Genomic DNA, 20,578 nt, shown 5'->3' on the forward strand with positions numbered 1-20,578 from the left:
TCCTTATTATGTAGTAGCTTTTTGTTCAGGTTTAGCACTGGCTTGATTTGCAGGCTGTGAACCTTGAGGAGCAGCTGCTTGAGGTTGATAAGGTTTAGCAACAACTTGTTGATCAGGTTTGACTTTGGCAATACCATCAACAATGACTTTATCTCCAGTTTTTAAACCGTCGGTGACAATCCAGTTGGTTCCTTGCGTACCCGCTGTTGTTACTGGTCTAGATTCCACTTGACCTTTCGCATTGACCAGCATTGCCATTGCTTGACCTGTTGGTGTACGCGTAATCGATACTTGTGGAATTAAGAAAGCATTTGGAATGACACCTTGTACAATTTGTGCGTTGACAAACATACCAGGAAGTAAAACATGGTTAGGGTTTGGGAATACCGCACGTAATAACACGGTACCGGTATCCGGGTTTACACTTGCATTTGAAAATGCCAACATACCTTCAAGTGGATAATAACTACCATCTTCCAGTTTTAGTTTCACTTTGGTGTTATTACTACTATCAATACTTCCTTTGCTGAGTGCTTGACGTAAACGTAACATTTCTGCGCTGGATTGGTTGATATCAACATAAACTGGATCTAAACGTTGAATAGTCACTAAAGGATCAGCTTGATTTGCCGTGACCAATGCACCCACGGTGACTGTTGAACGATTGCTCTGACCTGAAATAGGTGCACGAATGGTTGAATAGCCTAAATTGATTTCAGCATTTCTCACTTGTGCTTGAGATGAAATCACATCTGCTTCAGCAAGCTTAACTTGCGTTACCGCATTGTCATATTCCTGTTTAGAAATAGCATTTGCCTTGACCAGCTCTTGATAACGTCGTTCAGTCACACGTAACATCGCTAGATTTGCTTTTTGGCGATTCAGTGCAGCTTTAGCATTTTCTAGGTCAGCACGATTCGTCCGAGAGTCTAGTTCATAAAGAGGCTGGCCTTCACGAACATAACTGCCTTCAACAAATAAACGTTTTAGAATAACGCCACTGGTTTGTGGACGAACTTCGGACACTTCATAAGCATTAGTACGTCCAGATAACTCTACCGATTGTTCAACACTTTGTGGCTGAGCGACAATGACACCAACTTCAGTTGGTGGCATTTTCTGGGCAGCAGCCGCTTGCTGAGCATCTTTAGGATCTTTGCTACAACCAACAAGTGCAATACTCGTTGCTAATGCGCAAGCAGTCAGGGCGGGCGCCCAAAGCTTTGCAGACATCATTGTTTCACCTCGATTAGATTTTTATCTAAAACTATTAATTTCTTTGTATAATCATTACTGATTAACAAAGAGTAAAGTATTGAAATATATTAAATTTGTACAATAGACCACCATATTTCCGTGAGCTAAGGCACGCTCTTCATATCACGTTTAAAATTTCATTAACATACATTAAATAGCGCATCAAATATCATGCGATGTTCTAATCAAGATATGCTAATGTAAATGATAGCGTTGATGTTAAAGTTCAATTTACATTGAGAATATATGCATCAGGTGTCATTTCAGCGTAATGCTTGATTATCATTTATCGCGATAAATACACCACCTATTTTCCGGGAAATTCCGTGTAAATAAAATTCGTAATTCTGCATTTTTATACCATTAGTCAGTACACAAACACCATATTGATGTTGTAAAAAACACACGATATACCTACTCATTTAATGCTAATTTTTGCATGACGATGCCTTATATACTGCAATTGAGCAGTGTGATTTAGGGCTGATCATCTTGTTTATGATTAAAAATCAATATTTTATTAAAAAATAGCGCCGTAAATGAGTTTGCCTTAAATTATGCTCGATACATCAAAACACCGCATCTGCTTAAACACGATTGATGGCTGGAGTGATCGTCAATCCAATTGATTTTTAGCAATGATACGACTAAGTTTTCAATCTAAAATTGATTGAGAACTCGATGGAATAATATGCTAATGCCTGATCTGTAGCATGACTGGCGCAAGATTTAAACTAAAAGTTTAGCCTACGCTTTGATGACAAATAAAGCGGTGTATTTCATCAACTGAATTTGATGTTTTTCACATCTTATATGGTTTAGTTTCTCCTGCTGCTGAATTAACAAACACAAAGTGTACCCATCAGTACACTTTATTTCAAGCAATCTGTGAGGATTCATTATTAAAAATAGCAATCATTTCTATTTGGTCATATCTTGACATGGTTGGCGATTTATATGGATAAATTATGTTGAGGGGAAGAGTCACTGTTATTGTGGGAAAAGAAGTCGATATTTAAGATAAAGTCGGTACTTAAACTAAGGCAGTATCGATTGCTGATATCCATCAGCGTGTAAGTGAGTTTGGATTGGATAGAGCAGTCCACTCACGCTACTACTCTTGTTCTAAAGTTATCGCGATAATGTTTTGATTTTTGTCATAAGCTCGGTGATATCATGTGTTAGGTACATTATGATACGGTAACGCCATGATTTTAATATGATCATTTATGGTGATCATGATGGTCATGAATTTGTAAAGGTTGTTTAGGAGGCCAAAAAAAGTCACTTGGTCGTGTTAAAAAGTGTGTGAGTACCAACTTTGCTAAGGCGTTCCATTGTTCAAAGCGTACGCGTCTGGCGCGTAATGCCACAATAATGGTGAGTGTAAAGCTGACAAATAAATTGGTTAAACCAATCAGCAATACGCCTAAAAATGACACAATAATTAAGCCAATATCAGGTGAGCCATTAATATTCATTAAACCTTGAATAAAGTTTGCAGAAGCAAATGCAATATGGCGAATATCGAGAGGTAAACCTAAAATATAGCCGAGTGTTCCCATACTGCCTAACATGATCCCAAATAAACAATTACCCGCTAAAGCCCCCAAGTTTCTTTCAATATAGACAGCAAAACGATTTAATCGTGCTTGACCCAATAACTTCTCTAGGCGGCGATGTGCTTGAATTCGTGGCCCAATTTTACGATATACCGCCATATTATCGAAATATCCAGCCAATAGTCCTGAGAAAAATAAACATACGCCCGCAATCGCAGCATGAAAAACGGCCAAAGAGGTAAAAGGATTGAGATCATGTAATGTTTTAGCCGCTTTAATATGTGTCATCAGCGGCTCATGTAATGCTTCATTCCAAAAAAAAGCGATACATGCAGCAACGGGAATAGCAATGGAGATATTGCCTAAAATGGCAATAAATTGTGTTCTGATAATATTCACAATGAGTGCCGCAACTTCAGCCAACTGCGCCGTTTTTGAACCTTTACGATGATGTACTGTGGCGGCCAATGCGGCAGCTGTCATTGCAGGTTGTTTGGTTGCAACCGTAAAGTGCACAATATGAATCAGCATAAAACCAAGTGAATAGTTCATACTATAAAAAAAGGCTTGCATTAAGGGCGCTAGGCTAACACGTGCCATCAGGGTCTTAAAGGTCGCCATAAAAGCGATTAATACACCGGCACCTGCAGCAGAGCGATACATCGCAAAAAAGCCTTTTTTATCGGTGCTGACATAATGTTCTCCAGTTTTACTTGCATTCTCAGTTACTTGAAGTGCAATTAATTCACTGTTTTCGGCAAGTAGGGAACGAACACTGGTTTCACTATAAATGGCATCTGTAATATCACTGAGTAAGTTACCCAAAGATTGATAGCGCAGCTGATCTTCACCGACCAACAAATTTAAAATGATTTCAATACGCTCTAAACATTGTTCTTGTAAAGACAACAGATAAGTAAGACTGATGCTTACCCCAATACGTTTTGTTGAACGACGAATTTTAAGTACAGCATCACGACATTGTTCTAACATGACCAATGCAGGTGCAATATCTGGCAGTGTGATATCGCTAAAGTCTTCATGATTTTGTAAGAGTTGTTTATATTGTTGTATAAAATCAATAATTTCACGGTTTTGTACCAGAAATGGTGATTCATATTCGGTTAATTCGGGGGATGCATTAATAAACTCTGGATATAAACCAATACCACTAACACGATAAGAAAGTACAGTCAGTGCTTTAATTAAATCCCGACGAATAATATGCTTTTCGTGTTGATTACAATGACCTTGATTTAATAAGTTAAACAGTTGTTGCCACTGCTGTTGTTGAATGCTTTCTAACCAGTATTGATCACTATGTTGATGAAAAACATTTTGAATCAAATCATGTAGGTGGTCTTTGTCACCAATCAAGGGTAAAAAATGTGCACCAAGACGTTGAAATAACTGATTCCAAAAACCGTCTAATGATAAAATACCTGTATCAGCATATAAACTGGTCTGCTTATATTGGCTGATCAGTTTAAGCATAAAGCTTTGTAAGGTGTGTGCCGCATTGGGTGTGATCAGTATTGCTTGAATAAATGCAGCAAATTTATGTTGTATTTCTTGACTATTTCTCGTATCCGTTGGACGAATTCGATTGACCAATTCAATCACTAGGGTATCGTCAAGAACAGCATGACAGGCAAGCTGTTCTTGCATACTGCTAATTAAGTCATTCAGTTGAATATGCATAGACAATCAATATCTGTTGACTACTGAATACGATTCAGTGCAAGACGTGCTAGATTTTCCAATGCTGTACGATACTCGCTTTCTGGTAAGTACTGTAGTGCTTGGATAGCCATTTCGGTTTCCTGTTTTGCACGTTCTCGACAGTAGTTGAGTGCACCTGAATCATGGACAATTTGAATGATTTGTTCCAAATCTGCGGTACCACCTGTGGCAATACTTAAACGAATCAGTTCATGTTCTTGGCCTGTGGTATTTTTAAGTGCAGCAATTAACGGTAGGGTGGGTTTACCCTCCATTAAATCATCACCAATATTTTTTCCTAAGGTTTCTGTATCTGAGGTGTAGTCTAAAATATCGTCAATAATTTGAAACGCATTGCCAAAATGTCCAGCATAACGTTTTAATGGTTCGCGATAGGCTGGTGTACCCGATAAAATTGCTGAACCTTCTGTTGCTAATTCAAATAGGCGTGATGTTTTACCATGAATAATATCGAGATAGGTTGCTTCTGTAGTTTCGGGTTGATGTTGTGATTGTAATTGTAACACTTCACCTTCGGCAATTTCGCAGGTTCCTGTCGAAAAATCTTTGAGTAAGGTCATATTGTTGAGATCGACCAGTAAATCAAACGCACGTGAAATCAGAAAATCACCTACCAGTACAGCCGTTTGGTTGTTCCATGTTGCATTGGCTGTTGGACGTCCACGACGCAAACCAGATTCATCAACCACATCATCATGAACCAATGTTGCTGTATGTAACATCTCAATAATAGCGGCAAGTTTACGGTGTTGTTCTAAATCTATGCTTCCACAAGCCTTTGCTGCCAGTAAGCACATAATCGGACGCATACGTTTGCCACCAGCTTCAACAACATGCTTGCTAACAGCCATTACTAAGGCAACTTTAGACGTAATTCCTTCATTAATGAATGTATCCATCGCAGCAAAATCAGTTGCAACAGGAGCGAGAATGTCTTGCTTAAAATCGATGGTCATGTAAAGCGAAACCTCATTTTATTCAATAAAAAAGATTGAAAGATGTAATTTATCAGGAAACACACAGTATAGCGTAAAGCTTTTTCAACAAGTCTGCCAAAAAAAACATTTTTAATCTATAAGCCAGCGTATCGTATCTGTTTAATTTAGCGTATTAAATCGTCATTATTGATTAAAGATGATATTGGATTTTCCTTATTTTTTAATGATTTATATCAATAGAACCTATGGGCCTGATTGATATGATTTTTATCTGGCTATTTGCGATCATCATGATCTCGCTACTGTGTAATTAAAATTAATACAATTCAATTAAACATCAATATCGTGAATGCTTGATCTCAAATGCTAGGTGATGAGTAAGATGGCTAGATGGTGTGGTGTAGATTTATTTTTCTGAATATCAATAAAAGCATGGTTTGTTGGCTAGAGCAATCCATCATTTTAAGTATATTGTTGAATTAAGCATCAATATTCTGCTGCTAATTTTTTCAGCAAATGGCTTGTTGTTTGCATCAATATCCCTTAAGATATTTGCCCTTGTATAACCCCCAGTGGTGATCGTTTTAAGTTCGATATATCCCTTTATCGGCACGACAACACGGGTATGTTGGAGTACATTATGTACGCAGTAATCCAAAGCGGTGGTAAACAGCACCGTGTAGTTGAGGGTGAAACCCTTAAAGTTGAATTATTGAAAGCTGAAACTGGTTCAACAATTACGTTTGATGACGTATTGATGGTTGTGAACGGTGATAGCGTTCAAATCGGTGCTCCAGTTGTTGCTGGCGCTAAAGTAACTGCAGAAGTGGTTAGCCATGGTCGTCACGACAAAATTCGCATCATTAAAATGCGTCGTCGTAAACATTACCGTAAACAACAAGGTCACCGTCAATGGTTTACCGAGTTGAAAATTACTGGTATTTCAGGCTAATCCACTAGGAGTATAAGACATGGCGAGTAAGAAAGCCGGTGGTTCTACTAAGAACGGTCGTGATTCAAATCCTAAGATGTTAGGTGTTAAAGTTTATGGTGGTCAAACTGTGACTGCTGGTAACATCATCGTTCGTCAACGTGGTACAGAATTCCACGCTGGTGCAAACGTAGGTATGGGCCGTGACCATACTTTATTTGCTACCGCTGACGGTGTAGTAAAATTCGAAGTGAAAGGTCAATTTGGCCGTCGCTACGTTACTGTTGAAGCATAAGCTTTGATTGTAAAGAAACCCACTTTTGTGGGTTTTTTTTCGTTTTAGCATGGGTGTTTTACAGTTAATTTACACAATAGCCATACAATAACAGGTTGTTTTTGATCAATATACCGTTGATTTAAATGTACTTAATCATTGATCTTGGCTGATATTTTGAATTGAAAACACTGTAAGGATAAATGTACGGGACTGAGTAGTTAGGTGCAGTTATTTGATTGCGATCTCTGTATCAGGTGCATTGAATCAGCTAAATTATGCTACAAAAACTACACAAACAGCCTAATTTTTTGTTGAAGAGAAATACAAACATCCTTATTTTATCTTAATTTTTTTGTTTTAATGATTTTAATATTGGTCATAACTTGCTTTAAGCAAATATCAAAGGTAGATCTATGAATATGCGTCGTCATCACGTATGTTGCTTAACATTGGCTGCAGGTATGTTGGTACCAGCTATACTGAGTACAACAGTATCTGCTGCAACGGTTGCAGCATCAGAGCAGCAGGCAACGGCAAGCTTAATTAATCAGCTGAAAGGTATGCAGCGCTTAACTGCAAATTTTGAACAAACGACGAAAGTGACTCATCCTAAGGCTGTGAAAAGTAAAGGCTTAACAGCCCAGCATATGAATCAGACTTTTAAGGGTGTAATGAAAGTTGAACGCCCTGGGAAGTTTTATTGGGAAACCAGTAGCCCAGTAAAACAGACAATAGTATCTTCCGGAAAAACAGTATGGATTTATGATCCAGACTTACAACAAGCAGTACGACAAAGTTTAGATGAACAAATGTCAAATACTCCTGCATTATTGTTATCTGGTAATACCAATCAAATCATGACAGCTTATAAGGTTGCTCAACCTGATCAAAGCAAAACATACTATACTTTAACACCTAAAAATAAAGAGGGTGCATTTCAGCATTTAACAATTAGTTTTAGTGCTAAAAATAAACCGTCCATGATGGTATTACAGGATTCACTAGATCAAACCACGTATATCAAATTTAGAAATGTAGTGGTCAATGGTGCGATTCCTGCAGCCACATTTAATTTTGTACCACCTAAAGGCACGGATATTATTGATCAATAATAGTGCCAAGCTTGCTGCTAAAGCACATCTTGATTCTCTGCTGAGTTAATCAATGCTGTAGATCATACTGATCAATAGCATTGATTGCTTAAGTTAGGCTAATTTTTAGTATTTTGGCATTATTTTGCATGATGGTCTTGATTTTGCCGAGCTTAAGATTTAAATGTTCAGTTTATGCCTGATCGATATTTTTTTGCGCTAAATTTAACCAGTTATCTTTTTCAGTAACTTGAATAGAATAAATACGTGGCTTGAGTAGCTTAAGCCAGATCATACAGAGAAATATGATGCTATTTAATTGATTATGCGAATTTTTATGATTTATTAATAGCTATGCTGATATCGTGTCATGTTGTATTGTACAGATGCAATCTTAGGCTTAAGCAGCAGAATGATATGGCTGGGTGAAGTATGAGGGATGAAATTTATATCATGAATTTGTATAGTGTAACTGTTATTAAGCGTCATTCTATTCGGGGTTAAGGTGAAAACAATTAATATTAAAGTACTGAGTATTGCGACAATGGTGCTTGTGTCCACAAGTTTAATCACTGGATGTAAACCACGTAATGAACCTGTTAATGAAAATTTAACCAGTACACAACAAGAAAATAATGTTCAAGTCCCATTAATTCAATCTAAAACAGTCACAATGAAAATCACCAAGCCAGAGGCTTGTGATGCTGAAGGTTGTACACAATATGATTTACAAACCGTAGAAACCAATGTTGACTGGATTAACAGCTATTTTAATGCGCGTATAAAAAAAGCAGAGCCGATTGCATTTTCAACTGAGCCAAATGAAAAAGTTCAATTAGGCGATGGTTCTGTTGCCGGTTTAAGTCAAAGCAGTATTGCCGTACGTTATATTAGTCAGTGGTATAATGTGGCAACTTTTGCGATTGATTCTTATACCTATAGCGCAGGTGCAGCGCATGGTTTATATCATACAGAGTATGTTAATTTTGATTTGTCTCAAAAAAAACGTATTGCTCTACAAGATATTTTAGTTAAAGGTGCTGAACAAAAAGTACTTTATCAACTGTATGATGCTAACTCGATTTGGTTAAGTGACCATAATATTGAACGTCAAAAATTACAGCTCAGTGATAATTTTTACTATGGCCCCAAAGGAATCGTTTTTGTTTATCCACTCTATGAATTGGCAAGTTATGCTGAGGGTATGAGTGAGTTAACCTTACCATATCAAATGAGTCAAAGCTTATTTAAGCCGCAGTATTTACCAAGTTTACCAAACTATAAAAAGTTATAGTCTGTAGCAATTATTGTGCTAATGAATCGTAACAGTTCGCGCTTACACTGTATTTTTTACTGTTAAGCGCTTACACTATAGGCAGTTTTTTTCTTTACTTAAGATCGACTATGATTGACCCTAAATTACTTAGAAATAATATTGAGGCTGTTAATTTAGCCCTTGCTAAACGTGGTATACAACTCAACGTAGAAGAATGGGCATCATTAGAAGCTCGCCGTAAAGAAATTCAGTCCAAAACTGAAAATCTGCAAGCTGAGCGTAATGCTGGTGCAAAACAGGTGGGTCAAATTAAAAAAGCAGGTGGCGATGCTTCTGAGATCATGGCACGTATGGCGATGATTGCAGATGAAATTAAAACTGCTGAACTTGAATTGGCAAACCTGCAGGCGGAGTTGGAAGAAAAATCATTATCTATTCCTAATTTACCTGATGCGTCTGTACCTGCTGGTAAAGACGAAAATGATAATGTTGAAGTGCTAACATGGGGTACACCTCGCGCATTTGATTTTCCCATCAAAGATCATACCGATTTGGGTGAGATGATGGGTGGCTTGGAATTTGATACTGCAACTAAATTGACAGGATCACGTTTTAGTGTATTAAAAGGCCCTTTAGCGCGATTACAACGTGCTTTAACACAATTTATGTTAGATACACATACATTGCAAAATGGCTACACTGAGGCTTATGTACCATATTTGGTCAATGCCGATTCGTTGCGTGGTACTGGTCAGTTACCTAAATTTGAAGAAGATTTATTCAAATTACAAGGTGAAAAAGAGTTCTATTTAATTCCGACCGCAGAAGTACCTGTAACCAACTTTGTTCGTGACGAAATTATTGATGCTGAGCGTTTGCCACTTAAATATGCTGCACATACACCATGTTTCCGTAGTGAAGCAGGCTCTTATGGGCGAGATACACGTGGTTTAATTCGTCAACATCAATTTGATAAAGTTGAAATGGTGCAAATTGTTAAACCTGAAACCTCAATGCAGGCACTTGAAGAATTAACCGGTCATGCCGAAGGAATTTTGCAGGCATTAGGTTTGCCATATCGTAAAATAGTACTTTGTGGTGGTGATATGGGATTTGGTGCAGTAAAAACTTATGATTTAGAAGTTTGGGTACCGAGTCAAAATACTTATCGCGAAATTTCATCTTGTTCATGTATGGGAGATTTCCAAGCCCGTCGTATGAAAGCACGTTATCGTGTCGATCAAAAGAAAACTGAATTGGTGCATACCTTGAATGGTTCTGGATTGGCTGTAGGTCGTACCTTGCTTGCTGTGATGGAAAACTATCAGCGTGCAGATGGTTCAATTGAAATCCCTGAAGTGCTTCGTCCATATATGGGTGGTCTAAGTTATATTGATTAATCGTCAATAACAGAAAATCACCGTATTGTACGGTGATTTTACTTTAAGCAATCAGGACAAATTCTGAGGTCTTTTGTGGATATTTTTCCAATCTCTTTAAAGTTGCAGCAGCAACCTTGTCTGATTGTTGGTGGTGGACATATTGCTTATCGTAAAGCAGTGTTACTGGCAAAAGCTGGTGCAATCATTGATATACTTTCGCCTACAATTGAACCGGATTTGCTTGAGATTGTTCAGCAGAGCCAAGGTCAGTATATTCAAGCACTGTTTAATTTAGATTTTCCAATCCGAAATTATCGATTAGTGATTGCTGCTACCAATGATGCCGCAGTCAATCAAGCGGTCTTTCAAGTCTGTGAAGCAGCGCGAGTGTTAGTCAATAGCGTTGATGATCCGCCTCATTGTCGTTTTATGGTACCAGCGATTGTGGATCGATCACCGTTGGTGATTTCAATTGCCAGTAATGGTACATCACCTGTGCTATCTCGTCAGCTTCGGACTCAGTTAGAAAGTATGATTCCCCATCAATTGGGAAAACTAGCTGCTTTTTCTGGAAAATGGCGTAATACTGTCAAAGCACAGATTATTCATCCTGATGAACGCCGTATTTTTTGGGAAAATCTGTATGCCAGTCCACTCAAAGAAAAAGTATTCAATGATGGTATTGATGAAGCAGATCAATGGATGGAACAAGCACTGAGCGATTGGACAGCACCTTCAGGTGAGGTTTATCTTGTGGGAGCAGGGCCAGGTGATCCAGAATTATTGACACTCAAAGCATTACGTTTAATGCAGCAAGCGGATGTTGTTATTTACGACCGTTTGGTTTCTGCACCGATTATGGACTTATGTCGTCGTGATGCCGATAAAATTTATGTCGGTAAGGCACGTTCTCATCATACTGTACCACAAGAGGGTATTAATGAGCTTTTGGTTAAATATGCCCGTCAGGGAAAGCGAGTGTGTCGTTTAAAGGGCGGTGATCCTTTTATATTCGGTCGTGGTGGTGAAGAAATTCAAGAGCTTTTTGCAGCAGGCATTCCTTTTCAGGTTGTACCTGGTATCACAGCAGCTTCTGGATGCGCGGCTTATGCCGGTATTCCTTTGACTCATCGTGATTACGCACAAAGTGTGCGATTTTTAACGGGCCATTTAAAAGAGGGTTCACCTGAACTCCCTTGGCAAGAATTGGTTTATGAAAATCAAACACTGGTGTTGTATATGGGATTGGTTGGTTTAGAGCAAATTTGTAAAAAACTGATTGCACATGGTCAAAGAGCAGATATGCCTGTGGCATTAATTTCTAAAGGTACCACACCAGCACAAAAAGTATTGATTGGAACTTTGGCTGATATTGCCGAAAAAGTTTCTCAAGATCAAATACAAGCACCGACCTTAACCATTATTGGTGAAGTGGTACATTTACGTGAACAGTTACAGTGGCAAGGCTAGTCAGCTTTGCTTAATTGATAAAAGTAGAGAAGAGATATCCTGTGATTCATATAGTGTTATACGAGCCTGAAATTCCAAGTAATACAGGGAATATTATCCGCTTATGTGCCAATACAGGAGCACAATTACATTTGGTTCAACCTTTGGGTTTTGAACTGGATGATAAAAAGTTAAAGCGTGCAGGCCTAGATTATCATGAATATGCAAGGATGCAAATTTGGCAAAATTTTGAGGATTGCTTGGCTAATCTTAAGTCACAAGGTATTGATATGGATGCAATTTATCCATTAACAACCAAAGGCCTAGAAACACCACATCGCTCAAATCTAAATCGACCAGTGGCTTTATTAATGGGTCCTGAAACACGTGGTTTGCCAGAACATGTCCGTACGATGTTTCCTAAAGAGCACTGGATTCGTTTACCGATGGCAGCCAACTCAAGAAGTTTGAATTTATCTAATGCAACCGCAGTGATTCTATACGAAGCTTGGCGTCAGCAAGATTTTAAGGCTTTAATCTAAAGCTGTTGATATAGCTGTAAGCTGTATGAATATAATTGATTGTGTCAATGATGCGCTAAAATAGCTTCAACCCAATATAAGATAGAAAACATCCGTATAATGCCATGTTTTAATTTTATGATTCGGTTTGATGGTATTTTAGCCATTTTTTATTCTGCCAAGTATATGGTTTTATTTTAGTGATATTTAATATTTTTTAATGAGCACTTTTAGTCATCAATATTGCTGAAATATGGGGGTGATCGTGAGGTCATTTAGATTATTCTAGATCACTGACGATTGTATAAAACTATAAATTTTTGATTAATATTTTTTAATCACTATGATGATCAGTTGAAATGATGTTACTGCAAAATAATATCGCTTAATGGATCATTTTATTTTAAAATTGATCACGCAATTTTTAAAATAAAATGATTGATCACAACTTAAAATATTCATTGATTTATAATTTTTGAGCAATGGAATAATGGATAATGAAATTTTCTTTTTTTAAAGTACAACATGATCGGCAGGTATTAATTTCTTTTTGTATAGGTCTATTATTATGCTTGAGTTCGAGCGTAAATCTTGTATATGCAGCAGAAAGTAGTGAAACGATCGTAGATGATACACTCTCTGAATCTTCACCATTATTAAAGGAATTACAGGTCCAACAAGAATTAGCCTTGATGAAAACACGCTTAAATGCACAAATTAAAACATGGGGAGATCAACTCACTGCAGATGATTTTGAATGGACGTTATATGGTCGAATGCTAAAACCTGCAAAACGGATAGAGGTCTGTAATATTTTTCAAAATGTGATCAATGAAACCTATCAACTGTTACAGCAAAATAAGTCACAATTGACTGCAGATAATCAGAAAGCTTTAGAAAGCCGTCATAGTTTTATTCAGCAATTGGGTATTAAAAATAATACGATTCCGACAAAAATGGGTTTTTCTTGTATGGTTAAATAGTCACTTCATCATGCTGGGATGAGTGTGTGTTTTGAAGATCTGTACATATTTAAATTAAAAAAGGCGCATGATGCGCCTTTTTGTTGTAATCATCGGATACTATCGTCAAATTCATTATGTTGTGGTGCTGGGTGTTTAAAGCCTTTGGTTTTGTATCCTAGATACATGATGCCAAACATGGCCCACCATAGCCCATACTTTAATGCAGTTTCTTCAATTTCAAGCCACATGGCAAAGATACTGGCAAAACCAAGTAATGGAATGACCACAAAACTGATAATATCTTTAAGATTTTGGGTACGTCCATCACGTAGTGCATAACGTGAAATCACCGATAAATTTACAAAAGTAAAAGCGGTTAAAGCACCAAAGCTAATCATGGAAATCACAATATCTAAGTCCATAAAGCCAGCTGTTAATGCAATAATACCAACGATGACAATATTGTAAGATGGGGTAAAATTCTTATGGCTAATATGTCCAAACAACTTTTTATTAATTACACCATCGCGTCCCATTACATACATTAAGCGCGATACACCTGCATGTGCAGAAATACCAGATGCCATTACCGTAATGATTGCAAAGGTGAGCACATAAGATTGAAACAGTGATCCACCTACAAGGAGTAAAATTTCAGGTTGTGTTTCTGCAATATTTTTAAAGTATTTGCCCGGTTCACTTGGGAAATACAATTGCATAAAGTAAGTGCTGATAATGAAAATAATACCTGCAATTAATGCCGTTAAGAAAATGGCTTTGGGTAATGTTTTTTCAGTATCTTTGGTTTCCTCAGCCAATGAACTGAGAGAATCAAATCCGGTAAATGAGAAGCAAAGGAGTGTTGCCCCTGTAATTAATGCACCCACAGAGGTCAGAGAACTCCAGAATGGATCTAAGCTCCAAAGTTGATAACGCTCTGCTGCACTGATAGGGCCGTTGGCATTAAAACCGGCTTGCAGTTTGCTATAAACCATCCAAGTAAAAATTCCGATGACCAATAATTGGATCAGTACAATCAGACTATTAAAGTTGGCAACAAATCGTGCACCACGTAAATTAATACCTGTCATTAAGGCACTGAGTATAATGACCCATACCCAATGATTCATTGCAGGAAAAAGTGCTTCTAAATAAATTACCGCGAGAATAATATTGACCATTGGGGACAATAAATAATCGAGTAATGATGACCAACCCACCATAAATCCAACATTAGGATGAATAGATTTTTGTGCATAAGTATATGCAGAACCTGAAGATGGGTAGCGGCGGATCATATTGCCATAGCTAATGGATGTAAACAGAATTGCAATTAAGGCAATAATATAGGATGCAGGTACATGGAGATGACTTTCTTCAGCGACGAGTCCGAAAGTATCAAATAGTGTCATTGGTTGAATATAAGCTAAACCAATAATAATAATGTGCCATAGCCCTAGCGTTTTTTGCAGTTTAGCTGCCGATTGAGTCCCAGAAACATTTGTCAACGGCGTATCCTCTTAATCGTTGATCAAGGATCAGTCATATCATTAAGGATCGTTTGAGACGAACGATCCCCCCTACATTTAAAACAAAGTGCGCCAATCTACTCCAAAATGCTAGTTTTTGTCAGTAGCGATCTAGACTTTTTTTAGCAAAAAACTGGCCAATTGGCTGCGACTTGTTTATTTTTTGTTCTGATATTAATAAAGCCCAATGTTTAAAAAACATTAGGCTTTTCGGGGCTTATCTTCCCTTATTTTTTTCAAATTACCAAGCTTTTTTTAGGATAGATTTTAAATCTGCTAAATTGGCTTCTTTAGGATTGTAAATGATAGAGCCATCATTGAGTGCTTTTTCAGCAATTTCATCCAGTTGAGCTTCATTAATTTTACCTGTTTCACTTAATGTTCGTGGTAATTTGGTTAAGTTATAAAGCTGATCGCGCATTGATAAAATCGTAGCAATGGTTTTATCGGCACGTAAATGTTGTGGTGTTTGTGCATAAATATCTGGGCCTGCAAGAGGCAACAATAAATCAGCAATCTTATCTGCATTAATTTCTTTGTTATATTCAAGAACATATGGCAATAGAAGATTCATACATAAACCATGAGGTAAATGTGCTACAGCACCTAAAGCGTGTCCCAAAGAATGAACCAAACCGACCATGGAGTTTGAAAATGCAATACCAGCCATCGTGGATGCCTGAGCAAGCTCTAAGCGGCCTTGTGCATCATCGGGATGGTCCAAGACTTGAAATAAATGATTGGCAATTTTCTTGATCGCTGCTGTTGCATAAGCATCAGACAGGGGATTGGCAGCCAGACAGGAATATGCTTCGACAGAATGGGTTAAGGCATCCATTGCTGTCATTGCTGTTAAATGTAATGGTAACGTTTGTGTCATACGTGGATCTAAAATAGCCGCATGTGGCATCAGGTAGTATGAGGCAAATGCTATTTTGACATTTTTTTCAGTATCAGAGACCACCGCGACCATAGTCACTTCAGATCCTGTGCCAGATGTTGTTGGAATCACAAAAAAAGGCTTTAATGGGCGGGGTAGATTATGCGCACCTGAATACTGTCGTAGATCATCGGCATTTTCACTGACTAAAATGTTAGTGGCTTTAGAGGTGTCAATCACTGATCCACCTCCTACCGCAATAATGGCATCACAATGATTGTCGCGATATAACTGTGCAGCTTGATGAACTGTGTCGAGGCTGGAGTCCGGTGGTACATCATCAAAAATACAACCAATCACAACATCAGTTGCAGCAAATGCAGCTTCAATCGGTTTGAGTAAATCATGCTGACGTACTCCTTTATCAGTGATGATCATCGGGCGTTTAGCCCCTAAGGTAGATAATTCAAAAGGAATATGCTCTAAGGCAAGATGACCTGCGATGATTTTTACTGGACAGAAAAACTCATAATAAGGTTGTGCCATGTTATATACTCCGTTGAAAATAAGATTGAGCAATTTTGAGATAAATATTGCCTGCACTCATTAATTTTTCTTTTAGACTTAATTGCTGTGGATATTCTTTAACGGCCAGTTCTGCAATCATTTTAGGTAAAATTAGTGCTTCCATTTTATTTAAACAGCGTACCAGTCGAACAGCGTAAGACAAATCTCCATCGGCAATCATACGATCATTAGCAAATGCTTGTGCAGTACTTTCTTGAAAAGAAAATACTAAAAAAGCATGACTGAGATGTTTAAAGGTGATGGTTAAGTCTGCTTTAGTCCTGATCGAGTCTAAACGTTTTAATTGATGTGTTTCGGTTACTTGTAAGATAAAGTTTGGTCCGTGAGGAAATACGGTCATTGACAGTATAAAATTTACAGGAAACTGGCGAATCTCTTGTTGGACTTCTTCATCAACCTGACTTGCCATGACGAGGCCTCGTCCAATTACATCCATCATTAGTTTGACATAGGTGAGTTGCAATGCAGGTTTTATGGCGTTGGTTGAGATCACACGTCCATCCTTTTATTGATGATTTTATTGTTTAGAGTAAATACTCTAGATGCTGCTTTGGCATAAGTAAAGTGATTTAATTAAAATTGTCTAACAGCGATTTGATTAAAGTAACCGCTGGTATTTAAATTTTCAATCACATCATTTGCTAACTGATTAAATTGAGGATAGTTTTCAATTAAATCCATGATTCTTACCATTTCTAGACCTGCGTATCCACAAGGATTAATGGTATGAAAGCCAAATAAATCGCAGTCAATATTAAGTGCTAAACCATGGTAACTACGACCTTTACGGATTTTAAATCCCAAAGAACCGATTTTTGATTGATTGACATATACACCTGGTGCATCTGCTTTAGCATAGGCGTCAATATGATATTTTTTAAGTAATGTTATCATCAAATTTTCAGCATAGGATACTAGGGTTCTAACATTCCAGCCAAGACGGTTAAGATCAAACATAAAGTAAATCACCATCTGTCCAGGACCATGCCAAGTCACTTGACCACCACGATCAGTGTGTACGACAGGAATATCACTTTCAATTAAAATATGTTCGGGTTTTCCTGCTTGTCCTTGGGTGAGTACATTATGATGCTGCAAAATCCATAATTCATCTGGACTATCATGATCACGTAATTCAGTAAATTTTTTCATTTCCTGAAAACGGTCTTGATATGCGGTTAAGTGTTGATAAACACGAATATTCAGATCAGGTTTTTGTCCAGTTTCAGTCACGTAAACCATATCCTTGTTGAATCAGTGGAAAATACAGTTTAAAGCATATTGAAAGAGAGATAAAACAGCATTTATATAAATAAGAAACACGCCATTTGGCGTGTTTTTTGTTGATATACCAACTAAAGTGCTGTTTTTATTAAAGGACAAGCAGCAAGATCGGCATATACCGCATGGACTTGTTCGAGTTCATCAAAACGCAGTTGTGCTGTAAGTGAATGATATTTTCCTGTCCGTGATGGCGTAATGGTTATACTGTTAGGATCAAATTCTGGAAAATGTTTGCTGAATATTTCAATTACAGCATCACGTAATTCATCACCAGCAAGGCCGATGAGTTTAATGGGGTAATCCATTGGAAATACCCAGAGATGTTCTTGTAGTTCACGAGATGGTGTACGATCTGACATGATAGCCCCTTATGGATTCTCTTTGTTATATAGCATAAAAAGAGGTGATTTTTCGTTGCTAGGCACAGCTATCCAAAGTAAAGATAGTCATGTGTTTATTTTAAATGATTTTGTCACATATTTTCTAAACTGATTGAATGGCGTGAGTTTGGAGAAAATGCATGAGTCTGCGATATCTCTACTTAAGCTTATCACTCAATAGATCAGATAAAAAAGCCTGCGATAATGCAGGCTTTTTTACGCTACTTTTCATATTATGGAGGCCATAAAGTTTATTTCAAGGCAACCATTATAGGTTCTTTATTTAGTCATTTTCCAAGAAAGAACGTAAATGTTCAGAACGAGAAGGGTGACGTAACTTACGTAATGCTTTGGCTTCAATCTGACGAATACGTTCACGTGTTACATCAAATTGTTTACCTACTTCCTCTAAAGTATGGTCGGTTGGCATATCAATACCAAAACGCATTTTTAATACTTTTGCTTCACGTTCAGTTAAGTTTTCAAGTACTTCACGGGTTGCTTCTTTAAGCCCCTCTGAAGTAGCCGCATCAATTGGAGAGGTAATATTACCATCTTCAATAAAATCACCTAAATGTGAATCTTCATCATCACCAATCGGTGTTTCCATTGAAATCGGTTCTTTAGCAATTTTCAGAACTTTACGAACTTTGACTTCATCCATTTCTAAACGTTCACCTAATTCTTCAGGTGTTGGTTCACGGCCCATTTCTTGCAATAATTGACGCGATACACGGTTAATTTTATTAATCGTTTCAATCATATGCACGGGAATACGAATAGTACGTGCTTGATCGGCAATCGAACGAGTAATGGCCTGACGAATCCACCAAGTTGCATAGGTTGAAAACTTATAGCCGCGACGATATTCAAATTTATCGACAGCTTTCATCAAACCAATGTTTCCTTCTTGAATTAAATCAAGGAATTGTAAGCCACGATTGGTATATTTTTTTGCAATCGAAATGACCAGACGTAAGTTTGCTTCGACCATTTCCTTTTTGGCACGGCGTGCTTTGGCCTCACCAACTGCCATACGTTTAGAAATATCTTTAATTTCTTTAACGCTAAGGTCCAGTTGTTTTTCAATGTCGGCAATTTTTTGTTGGAATGCTAAAACATCTGGACGGACTTTTTCTAAATATGTCCGTTGTTCTACAGGGATTTTACCGATTTGTGCATCTAGCCAAGCTGGATTTGATTCTTGCCCTGGGAATGATGTACGGAATTGAGTACGATCCATACGGCCACGACGTACTGCATAGCGCATCACTTCACGTTCTGAATGACGAATTTGTTCATGTGTACCACGAATCATTTCTGAAATAATATCAAACAGACGTGGCGTAAATTTAAACATCATAAATACGGTTGCTAATGCTTCTAGTGCTGCTGCACCTTCTGGGCTATTGCGACCATATTTTTCCATGATCATTTTGGTTTCTGTCCATGCATTTGCAAGTTCAGTAAAACGCATTTTGGCAATTTCAGGATCAGGACCAGATTCACCTTCTGAATCATCTTCAGTTTCGGCTTCTTCATCCTCATCATCATCATCTAGTTTGACATCTTTTGTTGATTTTGTTGATGATTCTTCGTCATCATTCAGCTCTGCTTCATCTTCTAAAACTTCTGGAATTTCTTCATCGGTTTCAGGGTTTAAATAGCCAGAAAGGATATCGGCAAGACGACGTTCGCCATTTTCATAATCTTTATATTCATTTAAAACCACTTCTACTGCATTTGGCCAGTATGCAATGGCATGTAGCACATCACGGATACCTTCCTCAATGCGTTTGGCAATACTAATTTCACCTTCACGCGTTAAGAGCTCAACAGTTCCCATTTCACGCATATACATACGGACAGGATCTGTTGTGCGACCTGGTTCATTTTCAACTGATGCCAGTACAGCTGCTGCTTCTTCTTCTGCAACTTCATCTGTTGCTTCAGCATTATCTCCGAACATGGTGTCATCAGATTCAGGCGCACGTTCATGCACAGGAATACCAACGTCTTGAAGCATTTGAATAATGTCTTCAATTTGTTCGCTTTCAGTGATCGAGTCTGGGAGATGATCGTTAACCTCAGCGTAAGTTAAGTAACCTTGCTCTTTGCCTCGGCTAATCAGAGCCGCTACTTGAGAAGTCGGGGAAGTCATATCGCTCATCTTTGCTTACTCTTCGTTGAATCTGTGGCAGTGAAAAACCGTGCATGATAGCACAATTCGCCTTAAATAGCTTCTGAATTGATCAGCCAAACAGCAAATTAAACTTGGCTTAGCTGTACAATCGAATAAAAATATCGGGGCAAAGTATAAAATTTCAAGTCTATAACTGTCGCTTGGATAGATATTTTAATTATTTTTTGTCGCAAGGTCGTTTATGACCATTTCACCCTAAATGTAGCATTTATCGCAAAAGCTGTAATGGAATTGGCTAAAAAAAGTGAAAAAAAATAAATAAAACTTGACAAGAATAGCAATCCTAGATAAATACGCCGTAGACCCATTTACATTTTTTCAC

At 37.7% G+C, this 20,578-nt stretch carries 17 protein-coding genes; 8 read left to right on the top strand and 9 right to left on the bottom strand.

Features of this window, described 5'->3' with window-relative positions; genetic code table 11:
• Positions 1-6: 6 nt before the first annotated feature.
• From QSG86_RS07530 to sdsA, 3 genes are all read right to left on the bottom strand, one after another.
• Positions 7-1,236 carry an efflux RND transporter periplasmic adaptor subunit gene (locus tag QSG86_RS07530; RefSeq protein ID WP_317030920.1) on the bottom strand — a complete coding sequence of 410 codons (1,230 nt, stop codon included), beginning with the start codon at positions 1,234-1,236 and terminating at the stop codon, positions 7-9.
• 1,244 nt (positions 1,237-2,480) lie between these two features.
• Positions 2,481-4,520 carry a site-specific recombinase gene (locus QSG86_RS07535; protein ID WP_317030921.1) on the bottom strand — a complete coding sequence of 680 codons (2,040 nt, stop codon included), beginning with the start codon at positions 4,518-4,520 and terminating at the stop codon, positions 2,481-2,483.
• Between the two features lie 20 nt (positions 4,521-4,540).
• The gene (gene sdsA / locus QSG86_RS07540; RefSeq protein ID WP_317030922.1) at positions 4,541-5,518 is read right to left on the bottom strand and encodes an All-trans-nonaprenyl-diphosphate synthase; all 978 of its coding nucleotides are present in this window, start codon (positions 5,516-5,518) and stop codon (positions 4,541-4,543) included.
• Positions 5,519-6,140: 622 nt separating this feature from the next.
• Here sdsA and rplU point away from each other — a divergent pair.
• The 8 genes from rplU to QSG86_RS07580 all read left to right on the top strand — a co-directional run bounded on the left by rplU (position 6,141) and on the right by QSG86_RS07580 (position 13,410).
• The gene (gene rplU / locus QSG86_RS07545) at positions 6,141-6,452 is read left to right on the top strand and encodes a 50S ribosomal protein L21 (RefSeq protein ID WP_317030923.1); all 312 of its coding nucleotides are present in this window, start codon (positions 6,141-6,143) and stop codon (positions 6,450-6,452) included.
• A 19-nt stretch (positions 6,453-6,471) separates the two neighbouring features.
• Entirely contained in the window at positions 6,472-6,726 is a 255-nt protein-coding gene (gene rpmA, locus QSG86_RS07550) for a 50S ribosomal protein L27 (protein ID WP_054580114.1), read from the top strand.
• A gap of 395 nt (positions 6,727-7,121) precedes the next feature.
• Positions 7,122-7,820 carry an outer membrane lipoprotein chaperone LolA gene (gene lolA, locus QSG86_RS07555; RefSeq protein ID WP_317030924.1) on the top strand — a complete coding sequence of 233 codons (699 nt, stop codon included), beginning with the start codon at positions 7,122-7,124 and terminating at the stop codon, positions 7,818-7,820.
• A 523-nt stretch (positions 7,821-8,343) separates the two neighbouring features.
• Complete coding sequence (locus tag QSG86_RS07560; protein ID WP_317032701.1) at positions 8,344-9,093, top strand: RsiV family protein; 750 nt, start codon at positions 8,344-8,346, stop codon at positions 9,091-9,093.
• A gap of 110 nt (positions 9,094-9,203) precedes the next feature.
• Positions 9,204-10,475 (top strand): serine--tRNA ligase, encoded by a 1,272-nt coding sequence (serS, locus tag QSG86_RS07565; RefSeq protein ID WP_317030925.1) that lies wholly within the window; start codon positions 9,204-9,206, stop codon positions 10,473-10,475.
• A 75-nt stretch (positions 10,476-10,550) separates the two neighbouring features.
• The gene (cysG, locus tag QSG86_RS07570; protein WP_317030926.1) at positions 10,551-11,927 is read left to right on the top strand and encodes a siroheme synthase CysG; all 1,377 of its coding nucleotides are present in this window, start codon (positions 10,551-10,553) and stop codon (positions 11,925-11,927) included.
• Positions 11,928-11,968: 41 nt separating this feature from the next.
• A complete protein-coding gene (locus QSG86_RS07575; RefSeq protein WP_317030927.1) occupies positions 11,969-12,448 on the top strand; it encodes a tRNA (cytidine(34)-2'-O)-methyltransferase in 480 nt (159 codons plus the stop codon).
• Between the two features lie 476 nt (positions 12,449-12,924).
• On the top strand, positions 12,925-13,410 hold the full coding sequence (locus QSG86_RS07580; RefSeq protein ID WP_317030928.1) for a hypothetical protein: 486 nt from the start codon (positions 12,925-12,927) through the stop codon (positions 13,408-13,410).
• 89 nt (positions 13,411-13,499) lie between these two features.
• Here QSG86_RS07580 and QSG86_RS07585 read toward each other — a convergent pair whose 3' ends face one another.
• The 6 genes from QSG86_RS07585 to rpoD all read right to left on the bottom strand — a co-directional run bounded on the left by QSG86_RS07585 (position 13,500) and on the right by rpoD (position 20,223).
• Positions 13,500-14,900 carry an APC family permease gene (locus tag QSG86_RS07585; protein ID WP_317030929.1) on the bottom strand — a complete coding sequence of 467 codons (1,401 nt, stop codon included), beginning with the start codon at positions 14,898-14,900 and terminating at the stop codon, positions 13,500-13,502.
• Positions 14,901-15,162: 262 nt separating this feature from the next.
• Entirely contained in the window at positions 15,163-16,347 is a 1,185-nt protein-coding gene (locus QSG86_RS07590) for an iron-containing alcohol dehydrogenase (protein ID WP_317030930.1), read from the bottom strand.
• A 1-nt stretch (position 16,348) separates the two neighbouring features.
• Positions 16,349-16,828 (bottom strand): hypothetical protein, encoded by a 480-nt coding sequence (locus QSG86_RS07595; RefSeq protein ID WP_410487516.1) that lies wholly within the window; start codon positions 16,826-16,828, stop codon positions 16,349-16,351.
• Between the two features lie 134 nt (positions 16,829-16,962).
• Positions 16,963-17,622 (bottom strand): lipoyl(octanoyl) transferase LipB, encoded by a 660-nt coding sequence (lipB, locus tag QSG86_RS07600; protein ID WP_317030932.1) that lies wholly within the window; start codon positions 17,620-17,622, stop codon positions 16,963-16,965.
• A gap of 122 nt (positions 17,623-17,744) precedes the next feature.
• Positions 17,745-18,032 (bottom strand): DUF493 domain-containing protein, encoded by a 288-nt coding sequence (locus QSG86_RS07605; RefSeq protein WP_317030933.1) that lies wholly within the window; start codon positions 18,030-18,032, stop codon positions 17,745-17,747.
• 304 nt (positions 18,033-18,336) lie between these two features.
• The gene (gene rpoD, locus QSG86_RS07610; RefSeq protein WP_317030934.1) at positions 18,337-20,223 is read right to left on the bottom strand and encodes an RNA polymerase sigma factor RpoD; all 1,887 of its coding nucleotides are present in this window, start codon (positions 20,221-20,223) and stop codon (positions 18,337-18,339) included.
• Positions 20,224-20,578: the final 355 nt, after the last annotated feature.

The sequence above is a fragment of the Acinetobacter sp. SAAs474 genome (genome assembly GCF_032823475.1).
In the GTDB taxonomy this organism is placed as follows: Bacteria; Pseudomonadota; Gammaproteobacteria; order Pseudomonadales; family Moraxellaceae; genus Acinetobacter.

Excerpts from the sequence above, each read along its gene's own strand:
- QSG86_RS07560 (WP_317032701.1), top strand. The coding sequence starts at position 8,344 with ATGGTGCTTGTGTCCACAAGTTTAATCACTGGATGTAAACCACGTAAT.
- QSG86_RS07580 (WP_317030928.1), top strand. The coding sequence starts at position 12,925 with ATGAAATTTTCTTTTTTTAAAGTACAACATGATCGGCAGGTATTAATT.
- rpoD (WP_317030934.1), bottom strand. The coding sequence starts at position 20,223 with ATGAGCGATATGACTTCCCCGACTTCTCAAGTAGCGGCTCTGATTAGC.
- serS (WP_317030925.1), top strand. The coding sequence starts at position 9,204 with ATGATTGACCCTAAATTACTTAGAAATAATATTGAGGCTGTTAATTTA.
- QSG86_RS07595 (WP_410487516.1), bottom strand. The coding sequence starts at position 16,828 with ATGATGGATGTAATTGGACGAGGCCTCGTCATGGCAAGTCAGGTTGAT.
- QSG86_RS07535 (WP_317030921.1), bottom strand. The coding sequence starts at position 4,520 with ATGCATATTCAACTGAATGACTTAATTAGCAGTATGCAAGAACAGCTT.
- rpmA (WP_054580114.1), top strand. The coding sequence starts at position 6,472 with ATGGCGAGTAAGAAAGCCGGTGGTTCTACTAAGAACGGTCGTGATTCA.
- lolA (WP_317030924.1), top strand. The coding sequence starts at position 7,122 with ATGAATATGCGTCGTCATCACGTATGTTGCTTAACATTGGCTGCAGGT.
- QSG86_RS07605 (WP_317030933.1), bottom strand. The coding sequence starts at position 18,032 with ATGTCAGATCGTACACCATCTCGTGAACTACAAGAACATCTCTGGGTA.
- rplU (WP_317030923.1), top strand. The coding sequence starts at position 6,141 with ATGTACGCAGTAATCCAAAGCGGTGGTAAACAGCACCGTGTAGTTGAG.
- QSG86_RS07590 (WP_317030930.1), bottom strand. The coding sequence starts at position 16,347 with ATGGCACAACCTTATTATGAGTTTTTCTGTCCAGTAAAAATCATCGCA.
- sdsA (WP_317030922.1), bottom strand. The coding sequence starts at position 5,518 with ATGACCATCGATTTTAAGCAAGACATTCTCGCTCCTGTTGCAACTGAT.
- QSG86_RS07530 (WP_317030920.1), bottom strand. The coding sequence starts at position 1,236 with ATGATGTCTGCAAAGCTTTGGGCGCCCGCCCTGACTGCTTGCGCATTA.